Annotated in this window: 3 protein-coding genes and 1 pseudogene; all 4 read right to left on the reverse strand. The window is 47.5% G+C overall.

Going from position 1 to position 1,906, the window contains the following annotated elements; all coding sequences use genetic code 11:
• Positions 1-104: pseudogene (locus ACLGGO_RS35385) on the reverse strand (Uma2 family endonuclease); the annotation flags it as partial.
• Between the two features lie 249 nt (positions 105-353).
• Positions 354-1,151, reverse strand: a complete 798-nt coding sequence (gene trpA, locus ACLGGO_RS35390) for a tryptophan synthase subunit alpha (protein ID WP_446422824.1) — start codon at positions 1,149-1,151, stop codon at positions 354-356.
• A gap of 10 nt (positions 1,152-1,161) precedes the next feature.
• Positions 1,162-1,476, reverse strand: coding sequence for a DUF3007 family protein (locus ACLGGO_RS35395; RefSeq protein WP_446339717.1), 315 nt, complete (start codon positions 1,474-1,476; stop codon positions 1,162-1,164).
• Between the two features lie 8 nt (positions 1,477-1,484).
• Complete coding sequence (gene ndhL, locus ACLGGO_RS35400; protein ID WP_446339716.1) at positions 1,485-1,697, reverse strand: NAD(P)H-quinone oxidoreductase subunit L; 213 nt, start codon at positions 1,695-1,697, stop codon at positions 1,485-1,487.
• Positions 1,698-1,906: the final 209 nt, after the last annotated feature.

The following is a 1,906-nucleotide window of genomic DNA, read 5'->3' on the forward strand; positions in this document are numbered from 1 at the left end:
GGCAATCCAGGTTCCTCCGGGTTGTCACTCGGTAAATCATACATCGTGGGTAAGGTTTGCCGAGGTGAAAGGGGGGGATCAGTTTGAGTGGGAAGGTTAACCATACGTTGAGTGGAAACTATGAAAGGCGGCTTTTAATTACTTCTAGCTCATCAAAACACTTCTGGACAATATTCTTGTTGTGAAAATAATGATCTCTAGCAGTACGATTGGATTTTTCTAATCCTCTTAAATACCTAGCTTTCATACTTACTTCAAAGAGAAATTCATAAGCCTTCTGCAAATCACGCCACGCTTAGAAATTCGATCTAAAATCCAAAGGCTCAACAACGGTGCAAAATCTAAAAAGAAGGCTAATCTCTAATCGCTGACTTGAGGGATTGACAAAACTCCTCAATCGCTTTTAATCCTTCAGCAGGTGTTCCTTCGGCTAAACGCTTCACGAAAGCACTACCCACAATTACCGCATCTGCACCCCACTGTTTCACCTGTCGCGCTTGTTCGGGTTGGGAGATGCCAAAACCGACTCCGATGGGTTTGTCCGTTACCGCCCGCATTTGCTCGAGTAAATCTGGGACACTGGATGCAACTTGGCTTCTCATCCCGGTGACGCCTGTAACGCTGACGAGGTAAATAAAGCCCTGAGATTTTTTCGAGATCGCGTCAATTCTGGCTTTGGGACTGGTGGGTGCGACTAATAAAACCACTTCGATCCCAATTTCAGTCGCAGGCTGGATCAGCGATTCCGCTTCCTCTAAGGGTAAATCCGGCACGACTAACCCGGCTATCCCTGCGGCGGCAATTTGTTTTAAAAAGACTTCAATCCCCCGGTTGAGAATGGGGTTGTAATACATAAATAGAATAATTGGCGCTTTTAGATCGGGGGTAACCTCCTGCGCGATCGCCAGAACATCATCCAATCGTACCCCCCGTTTCAATGCTCGTGTTGCCGCCGCTTGAATCGTCGGACCATCAGCCAGGGGATCGGAATAAGGCACACCTAGCTCTATCATGTCTGCCCCCGATTTGTCAAGGACTCGCAAAGCTTGAGCCGTGGTGACTAAATCCGGGTCACCTGCTGTGATAAAGGGAATAAAGGCGCATTCAGAGCGCTGGCGTAGAGTCTCGAAGCACTGGGAAATTTTGGTCATTGCTCATTGGTCATTGGTTGATTGATTCAGAGTCTTGTTCCAATTCCGCTTGTAACTGGGCAAGTTCTTCTGGGGTCATCTGTTCGAGGCGCTTTTGCAAGACAGCATCCTTATAGTCTTGCAGTTGCTGGTTATAGGTCATCTTATGAGTACCCACTCGGAACAGATAGGTGAATACCCAGCCGAGTAAACCGCCGACTAAGAGTGCTTGACTCCAAATCCCGGCTTTCATCTCGTCTAAACCAGCAACCTGCAACAGGAGATACATAATACCACCAGCCGCAAACACGCCGATGGAAATTCCGATCGCATCAATTCTTCGCATTTTGTAGATTAAGCTTGGATCTGACGCTTCTTGGGGCGGAAGTTCAGGAATGGGCTGAACAGTAACAATCCAGGGAAGAAGAAGAAGACGAGGAAGTACATAAAGCTACGCTCAAAGGAGCTAGCTACATACCAGCGCTGTTTTAGGTAAAAGTACGTGACCAAAGGAACGACTACGAGGTAGAGTCCACCTAAAGCTAGATAGAGTAATGCAACAATCATAAAAACTCCTTCGTTGTGGGAAACCCCGTGTCTTTAGACCGGGGATGAACACGCGATAGCGGTTTAAGAAGCATACCCCTTTCGGGGGTGGAGGGGTATGGTTGCCCCTCCGATGAGGTATGGTTGCCTCAGTCTCCTTTCGGGTAAAGTTAGCTTCGCCAATGTTATCGGTCGGTAACTATCCAAAAAGCACTGTTTCAGTGACCTTA

It is taken from the genome of Coleofasciculus sp., assembly GCF_046565525.1.
Taxonomy (GTDB): domain Bacteria; phylum Cyanobacteriota; class Cyanobacteriia; order Cyanobacteriales; family Coleofasciculaceae; genus Coleofasciculus.